Raw genomic sequence first — 8,185 nt, 5'->3', positions numbered from 1 at the left:
TCAGTGCTTTCCGCGGCGGGCCGAGTTGATGGAGTCGAGCACACCGCTCTGGGTGGTGCGGATGTTGTCCAGGTTGGCCAGCGTGCCGTCGGCGACACCGGTCACCGCCTCGACGAGCGAGGTCCCGGTGTCCACCGCCATCGTGCGCTCGCGCTTCTCCTGCGGGATCACCTCCTCGGCGAAGCTGTCGTCGTGGCCGGGCCAGCCGACCGTGGCGTTGAGGCCCATGGTGAAATCGCGGAGCATCTCGTGGGCGAGCGTGCTGATCTGGTCGATCTGGCGCACACCGGCCACCAGTCGGTCGGGCTCGGCGTAGTACGCGTTTCCTTCGCTCATCGCTGATCAGTCCTCCTGGTCCTCGTGGATCTCGTCGAGCAGTCGGCGCGACGAGGCATGGCGGTCCCCGCCCGAGGGGCCGTCGAGGACCCCCGGGCCGAAGATCTTGTGCCAGTCGATGTCCACGCCCGGCAGTTCGGGCACGGACTCGTGCGGCCGGGTGAACGGCTCGAAGGTCTCCATCACCCGGCGGGCCATGACCGCCCGCGCCTCCTGGGCGGCCTCCAGCACGCTCGCGGCCAGTTGTCCGGCCGGCATGGTGCGGTACTTGCCCTCCAGGAACCGCACGTCGGTCAGATCGCCCTGCGCGCTGACGGTCACCTCGACCGACCGGTCCTGGGAGCGGATCGTGCAGCTGGCGTGACTGAGCTCCGCCTCCGCCTCCGCGACCGCCGCCGTGGTGGTCTCCAGGTCCGCCACGGCGCGGGCGAGCCGCTGCTCGATCGTCTCTTTCCTGTCGCTCATGCCTGTGCCGTCCTTCTCGTCCGCCGCACCGCGCTCAGCGCCCGATCACGGCGGGCGCGCCGCCCTCGTCGGTTCCCCACACGTCCTCGTCCTCCTCCGTCCAGCTGACGCGGGCCCGGTCGCCGCTCTCGGTGGAACGGCCGTTCTGGCCCGCGCCCGCGCCCGCCGGGTAGACGGATCCGGCGGCGGCGCCGGTCGTCGCGGTCCGGCCCCGCGTCACCACCACGTCCTCGTCCTCGTCCGCGGCCTTCCGGGTCCGGGGCCGGCCACGGCCGGCCGCCGCGGGTCCCGCGTCGGTCAGCACGTTGCGGACGCGTTCCCCGTTGTTGCCGTTGCCGCCGCCGGCTCCCGTGCCGCCCATCCCGCCCATGCCGCCCATGCCCGGGAACAGCGGGCTGCCGCTGGCGCCGGCCGACGGGTCGGCCCCGCCGGCCGGCGCGGCCGTCCCGGCCGGCAGATCCGTGCTCCCGGGCGCGCGCACCGCCCCGCCGGACAGCAGGTCCGCCGAACTGGCGTCGTCGTAGTCGGCGTAGCCGGAGTCCCCGTACCCGCCGCTGTCGAGCAGGGAGGAGCCGCTGCCCAGGGCGAGGCCGTCGCCGAGCGCGCCGCCGGAGGACAGGTTCGACGTCAGGCCGTCCAGGTCCAGGCTGCTGCTCGTGGTCGGCGTCGTGGAGGGGTCGGCGAGGTCGAGGTCGCCCAGGGAGTCGCCGAGACCGCTGCCGATGTTCCCCGTGGTGACCGTGCCGTCGGGGTCGCGCGTGGTGAGCTGTCCGGTCTCCGGGTCGATGGTGGTGGTCGTGCCGTCGGGGAACGTGGTGGTCAGGGTGCCGTCCGGGTTGAGCGTGGTGGTGCTGCCGTCGGGGTTGAGGTGCCCGCCGGGGACGGTCAGGTCACCGGTGGTGACGGTTCCGTCGGGGGACGTCGTCCTGACGATGCCCGTCTCCGGGTCGAGCAGCTGGGTCGTGCCGTCCGGGTAGCGGGTGGTGAGGGTGCCGTCCGGGTTGAGCGTCGTGGTGCTGCCGTCGGGGTTGGTGAGCGTGGACCCCTTGGTCTTGTCGTTGCCGTCGTCGCCGCCGTTCAGCAGGTTGCCGAGACCGGCACCCAGGCCGATGCCCCCGGTGCCGCCGAGGCCGTCGCCCAGCCCGTCCCCGAGGCCGTCGCCCAGCCCGCCGCCGAGGTCACTGAGGCTGTTGCCCAGTCCGTCGCCGAGATCGCTGAAGCTGTCGCCGAGTCCGTCCCCGAAGTCGCTGAGACTGTCGCCGAGCCCGTCCCCGAGGCTGCTGAGGTTGTCGCCGAGCCCGTCGCCCAGGTTGTTCAGCCCGTTCCCGAGGTTGTCGCCGAGGTCGTTCAGCCCGTCCCCGAGGTTGTCGCCCAGGTTGTTCAGGTTGTTGCCGAGGTTGTTGAGCGCGTTGTTGTACTCCTCCTGCTGCCGGTTCGCCTCGTCCTCGGCGATCTGGCGCCGGTCGTCCTGGTACGACTCCGTCAGTGTCGAGGTGTCCTTGGTGCGGATCTCGCTGAAGGCGTCCGAGACGTCGCTCCACGCCGTCTTGAGCGCGGTGAGCGAGACCTGGGCCTTGGCGACGAGGACGTCCTCCACGTGCTTGTTCCACCGGGTCACGGCCTCGTCGCCGATCTTCACCCAGGTGGCCATGTCGCGGAGGTTGCCGTAGGTGGGATGGTGCTGGATGAACCCGGCATCGGTGTTGTAGTCCTTCGCCGCCCCGTTGCTCGTCACCCGGGTGTGCTTGATCTGGTTCTCCAGCACCCACACGGAGACCTCCTGGAGGACCTCCATCAGGATCCGGTGCGGGTCGTGCCTGCCCTCGGCGGCCCAGGTGTCCCAGGCGTCGCTGAGCGCCTTGGCCTCCGTCATGAGGGCCGTCTGGGCGGTCGCCAGCGCCCGGGCGAGCTTCGACTTGGGCACATGACCGTCGAGCATGGCCGCCGCGGTCGTGGTGCCGTCCTCGGTGAGCTGCTCGACGTAGCTGTCGTAGTTCTTGTTGAGCTGGTGGACCAGCTGCCAGAACAGCCCGGCCGCCTGGCCGCGCCAGGCGGCGTTCTCCTCGCCGAGGGACGTCTGCCACTGCTTCAGGACCGCCGCGTGGTCCTCGAAGAACTTCAGTCCCCGGTCGTAGGCCTGTGCGGTGCGCTCGAAGGAGTCGACGTCGACGGCCTCGGTGTCCTGGACGCTCAGGCCGCTGAACTCGAAGTGCCGGGTGGTGTGGTCGGCGCGCAGCTTGTTGAGCGCCGCCTTGGACCCGCTCTGGTACTGCTGGAGCAGGCTCAGGTCCCACTCGTTGCCGAGGACGCCGGTGAACTTCCCGGCGCTCCACAGCTCGCCGGCGTCGAGCAGCCGCCCGTTGCCGTCGGTGGTGGGTATGCCGATGAAGACGATGGTCGCCTGGTACAGGGTGCCGCCGTCGTGCTTGCCGTTGCCGCCCGCCTCGACGAACGCCAGGTCGTAGTCCTCGCCGTGCTGGGTGTGCCAGCCCACCAGGGCGGTGAAGTTGTTCACGGTCAGCTCGGTCGACGCCAGGACCTCGAACCCCAGCCGCATCAGCGGCACGCCCTCACTGCTCTTGAGGGTGTCGAACAGCTTCTTGCGGCTGGGGACGTTGTACCCGGTGTAGAGGGTGACCGCCTGACCCCAGTAGTCGCCGGAATCGGAGGTGACGGGCATGACGGGACTCCGCTGGGTGGAGAGAGGTGGACGTACGGGAGGGGGGGCGCCGGCGGCGCGGTGCCGGGGGAGGCCGCGGCTCAGTCGTCGGAGTCCGACGAGCCTTCGAGGTCTTCGTCGACCCCGGACCAGACGTCCAGGAACTTCTCCCCGCTGATGTTCTCCAGGGAGGAGCCCTGGGTGTTCAGCAGGGTGGTGATGGTGGTCTCCAGGCTGTCGTCGATGTCGTCGAAGAGGAAACCCTGGTCGCCGAAGACGTCGTCGATCGACTTGGCCGACTTGAGCGCGGCGTCCACCAGCGTCTTGCCGTACACCGTGTCGTCGCCCGTCATCAGACCGATGCCGAGCACCGAGTTCTCGCCGATGTACTGCGAGGGGATCGTGCCCCTGACGATGCTGTGCAGCGCGAGGACCCCGTTGGGGTCGTCCTTGACGATGCTCTTCAGGTCGGTGATGAACGTCGCCAGGTCGTGCTCACGGAACTGCTTGAGCTGCTGTCCGTTCAGGTGGGTCAGGTCCGCCATGGCGTGGTCCTCGTGGGTGTTCGGTCGGCGAAGGGACGGGGAGAGGGGCTGGGGCCGGGGGAGGAGGCGCGCGGTGGCAGGGGAACCGGACGGGCGGCGCCCTGGTGGCCGTCAGCCCGGTTCACCGGAGGCCTGGTTCCGCGACGCCCCTCGGTCAGCGGCCGATGCGTACTTCGGACCACATCTGGGAGAGCGAGTTCTCGCTGTAGCGGTAGTTGTCGGAGATGTCCGTCAGCAGCGCGGAGTGCGAGGTCAGCAGGTTCTCCATGTTCTTCACCGCCTGGTCCCACGCCGCCTGCTTCTGGCGGTAGACGTCGGCGTCCTCGCCGTACCAGGACTTGACCAGCTCGTTGAGTTCCGCCTCCAGCGACGCCAGCGTGTTCGCTATCGCCTTGGTCTGCTGGACCATGTCGTCGGCGGCGTTGTTCATGTGGTTGTAGTCGACGTAGATGTAACCGTCGGTCAGATTGTCGGGCATGGGGCCTCCTGCTCGATGGGGACCGCGCCACGCGGGCTGCGCGACGGGAGAGGCGCGGTGGGGATCCGGACTCCGGGGAAGGGCTCGCTCAGCCGATGAGCTGGTCGTAGGCCGCCTGCGACTGGCTGTAGGCCGAGTTGATCGCCTCGTTCGAGGAGCCCTGCGTCTTGCCGTGCTGGGTGAGGCTCTGGTTCAGCTTGTCGACCATGTCCTCAAGACTGCGCAGAATGCCGTTGCACTGCTCGTCCCACTGCTTGAGGAGACCGCCGAACTGGCCGCCGTCACTGCCCTGGTAGCCCGTCGACAGGGTGGCGCGGGTGTTGTCCACGTCCTGCCGGGACTTCAGGATGCCGCTGAAAGCGCTCTCCAGGGCCTGGATCCCGTTCCGGGTCGCCTGTTCGTTCGACTGCTGGCCTGCGCCTGCCATGGGTCCGCCTTTCGAGAAAAACCGGGTGCCGACACAACTGCGGCACCGGCGAGCCTAGGCTCGCCAGGGAGAAGGGTGCAATGCGAAGCGATCGGTGCGTCGACGTATTGACGAATCGTCAACTTATTTAACCCGCTGGCAACTTGCCGCCGTCCGGGGCGGACGGACCGGACGGTGCGCCGGATCCGCCGGATCCGCCGGATCCGCCCGGGGTGTCGGCAAAGGCTTTCGCGCAGGTGCGCGCCGACGACGCGGACGTCCCGCCCGAAGGCGCCGCGCCGGTCGCCGCCTGCGGGCTCAGGTCCGGGCCGGTCGGCACCATCGCCAACAGCGGGGAGGGCAGCCCCCGCACGTCGGACTCCGTCCAACCGAGCGCCGCGAGCGCCTCCTTCGAGCCGACCCGGTACTTCACCCCGTCGTCGGCCACGAAGTACGTGGTGGCGCCGACCGTCCCGCCGCCCGCGCCCAGCGCCCGTGCCAGCACGCCGTGACCGGGCCGGACCACCACCGCGTCCACCGGCAGACAGGCCTGCGTCACCGCGTCGCCGCTGTGCTGGGCGACCGGGGTCAGCGCGTCGGCGGGCACCAGCACCGAGCTGACGCGGACGCCGTCGTCGCCGGGCTGCACCCGCGCGCACGCCGCCCGGCCGTCGGGCACCCGGGCCGCCCGGGGCGGCCTGTCCGGCAGCCCGGCCACCGACGGGTCACGACCGGTGGCGCCCGGCGCCTGGTGGTCCTTGAGCAGGTCCGTGCCGAGGGGCAGCGCCGTCGGCGACGCGCCGCCGTACGCCTTCGACCGCACCGCCGGATCGCCCAGCAGCAGCGCCACCGCGGTCGGCGTCACCGGGACCAGGCCGGAGTCCCGCAGCAGGAAGTACTGGACGTCGTCCGGATCGCCGGAGCCCGTCGCCGTGCCGCCCGGCACCGTCACCTGGAAGACCTGGCCGATCCTGGTCGCCGTGCCGCCCAGCGAGGGGCCCTGCTTCCCCAGGCCCGTCACCGACGGCGGCGCCAGGGCCGGACCGGGCACGAACGCGTCCAGGAACGCGGCCGACACCGTACGGGGCGCCACCGAGCTGTAGCCCAGCGAGAGCAGCGCCCCGGACGCGGTGTCGAGCGGCAGCCGGCTGCCCTGCCAGATCAGGTACTTCTTCTTGTCCGGTCCGCTGACCAGCAGCGCCTCGTCCGCCCCGAGCGCGGTCGAGTCCAGGGGTGTGCCCGCGGCCAGCGCGGTCAACGCCCGTGTCGTCGTCCTGTCGCTCCCGTCGTCGCCGGACGGCGTGGCCGTCGCCGAGCAGACCATCCACGCGTCCGACTCCAGGTCGCCGGAGGAGGGCACCGAGTCCGGCGCTCCCGGGATGCCGACCGCGGCGCCCACCGGGGTGTCCCGCAGCGAGGCCGTCCCCACGTCCGTGGTCTCCAGGTCCGCGCCGCCGATGAGCAGGGCGGAGGAGTAGTTGCGGACCGGCCGCAGCCGTCCGTCGAGGTAGAGGTAGCGGGCCCCGGTGTCCCGGTTGACGATCAGGTTCTTCCCGCTGCGCCAGGAGTCGTTGCCGCCCGGCGAGATCAGCCCGAACACCACCGCCCCCGCGCAGATCAGCACCGTGATCACCACGCCGATGCCGGCCCCGCGCGTGGTGCGCGCCAGCGGGCTCTCGGGGGCGTCCGGGTCGGCGAGCAGCATGCCCGAGGTGAGGCGGCCCATGACGAAGGCGTGCGCCTGCACCTGGTCGCGCTTGGATTGCATGAACCGCGGTCCTTCCGGTCAGCCGGTCCGCACCGGCCGCCGCAGCGCGGGGCCGTTCGCGTCGAAGTTCTCCTGCACGTCGTTCCCGTGGCCCGGGTCAGCCGTTGATGGCGCGCAGCGCGGCGAAGACGCCGAGCACCCACAGCGTCAGCGGCAGCAGGGCGATGGCCAGCAGCGACTGCATCAGCTCCGCCGCCCTGCCCCAGTAGGGCAGCATCCGCCGGCCCGGCACCGTCCAGGAGGCGACCGCCAGCACGGTGGCCGACGCCAGCAGCCCGGCCACCACTGCGGGCCGGTCGGCCGCGGCGGTGGCGGACGTCAGGGCGAACACCAGCAGGGCCACCCCCCAGGCGCCGGGCAGCACCAGCGCCAGCCGCTGCCACACGTTGACCATGCCCCGCCCGTGCACCAGCAGCAGCAGGGCGAGCACCACGGCGGTCAGCGCCTCCGGGAGCACCGGGTTGCGGGCCAGCGGCGCCAGACAGCCCGCGCACAGGACGCCCGAGGCGGCGTAGAGGGCGGTCATCCAGCCGCTCGCCAGCTCGGTGCGCATCGTCACGTCCTCGCCCCGGTAGGGCTCGATGCCCTCCTGGAGCTGCTGCGGGGTGGTCGGCAGGGCCGGCATGCGCATCCCGGCCAGCCGGAACGACAGGGCGGGCACGAAGCCGCCCAGCAGCACGGCCAGCGCGGCCACGGCGGCCGCGGCGCCGTCCACCTCCAGGTCGAACAGGCTCATCAGGACGCCGGCCGCCACCCCGGCCAGCGACACCAGCGCGGAGGCCACGAACAGCGGTGTGCGCACGGCGGTCAGGGCGAGGGCGAGCACCGCTCCGCCCGCCCAGGCGGCCGACGCGGCCAGCAGCCGGGCACCCAGCACCTGGTGGGCCTGGGCGCCCGCGATCTCGCCGCCCGGTTGCAGCCAGCCGGCCAGGGCCAGGAAGGGGCCGGCCATGAACCCGAGCGCGGCGCCGGCCGCCGCGTCGCCCACCGCGCGGCTCGCGGAGGCGGCCCCGGCGAGCAGCAGCAGGCCCGCCACGCCGGCGGTGGCGATCCGAGGCCCCGCCGGACCACCGGGCCACGCCAGTACCGCGAGGGCCAGTGTCAGGACGGCCACCGCCATGCCGAGCAGCAGTCGCCGGCCGGTCGCCGCCTCCCAGCTGTGCAGCCGGTCGCGGGTCACCGTCGCCATGCCGTCCACCAGGTCGTCGAGCCGGACCTCGGGCAGCGACTCGGTCTGCGGACGCAGATACAGGACCTCGCCGTCCTTGAGTTCGAGTGCGGCCAGGGTGGCCTCGTCGTCCAGCGCGGCCCCGCCGAGGCGTTGCAGCAGCCAGCCGTCGTGCTCCAGACCGTTCTCCTCGACCTCCTCGCCCGCGTATTGCAGGACCGTGGGCAGCAGATCGGCCACCGGCACGTCCGAGGGCACGGCCAGATCGATGGTCCTGGCCGGGGCCCGGACGGTGAGGCGGCACAGGCCCGCAACGGAGCTGTCGGTCATCGTGGGTCTCACGTCTCCATGAGTCGAGCC

General features: G+C 71.9%; 8 protein-coding genes. All 8 read right to left on the bottom strand.

What is annotated here, in order from left to right; translation table 11 throughout:
* The 8 genes from Saso_RS28855 to eccD all read right to left on the bottom strand — a co-directional run bounded on the left by Saso_RS28855 (window position 1) and on the right by eccD (window position 8,155).
* Window positions 1–336: a hypothetical protein gene (locus Saso_RS28855; protein WP_189928181.1), complete on the bottom strand. Its 336-nt coding sequence runs from the start codon at window positions 334–336 to the stop codon at window positions 1–3.
* 6 nt (window positions 337–342) lie between these two features.
* Entirely contained in the window at window positions 343–801 is a 459-nt protein-coding gene (locus Saso_RS28850) for a YbaB/EbfC family nucleoid-associated protein (protein WP_189928180.1), read from the bottom strand.
* A gap of 34 nt (window positions 802–835) precedes the next feature.
* Window positions 836–3,481 (bottom strand): AAWKG family protein, encoded by a 2,646-nt coding sequence (locus Saso_RS28845; protein WP_189928178.1) that lies wholly within the window; start codon window positions 3,479–3,481, stop codon window positions 836–838.
* Window positions 3,482–3,561: 80 nt separating this feature from the next.
* Window positions 3,562–4,005 carry a type VII secretion system-associated protein gene (locus tag Saso_RS28840; RefSeq protein WP_189928176.1) on the bottom strand — a complete coding sequence of 148 codons (444 nt, stop codon included), beginning with the start codon at window positions 4,003–4,005 and terminating at the stop codon, window positions 3,562–3,564.
* Window positions 4,006–4,159: 154 nt separating this feature from the next.
* Window positions 4,160–4,483: a WXG100 family type VII secretion target gene (locus tag Saso_RS28835; protein ID WP_152889135.1), complete on the bottom strand. Its 324-nt coding sequence runs from the start codon at window positions 4,481–4,483 to the stop codon at window positions 4,160–4,162.
* A gap of 88 nt (window positions 4,484–4,571) precedes the next feature.
* The gene (locus Saso_RS28830) at window positions 4,572–4,910 is read right to left on the bottom strand and encodes a hypothetical protein (RefSeq protein ID WP_189928174.1); all 339 of its coding nucleotides are present in this window, start codon (window positions 4,908–4,910) and stop codon (window positions 4,572–4,574) included.
* A gap of 127 nt (window positions 4,911–5,037) precedes the next feature.
* Window positions 5,038–6,657, bottom strand: coding sequence for a type VII secretion protein EccB (gene eccB, locus Saso_RS28825; RefSeq protein WP_189928172.1), 1,620 nt, complete (start codon window positions 6,655–6,657; stop codon window positions 5,038–5,040).
* 97 nt (window positions 6,658–6,754) lie between these two features.
* Window positions 6,755–8,155 carry a type VII secretion integral membrane protein EccD gene (gene eccD / locus Saso_RS28820; protein ID WP_189928170.1) on the bottom strand — a complete coding sequence of 467 codons (1,401 nt, stop codon included), beginning with the start codon at window positions 8,153–8,155 and terminating at the stop codon, window positions 6,755–6,757.
* Window positions 8,156–8,185: the final 30 nt, after the last annotated feature.

The organism is Streptomyces asoensis (assembly GCF_016860545.1).
Lineage (GTDB): Bacteria > Actinomycetota > Actinomycetes > Streptomycetales > Streptomycetaceae > Streptomyces > Streptomyces asoensis.
Note: the sequence above shows the minus strand (reverse complement) of the source record. Positions and strands in the feature narration are given on the sequence as shown.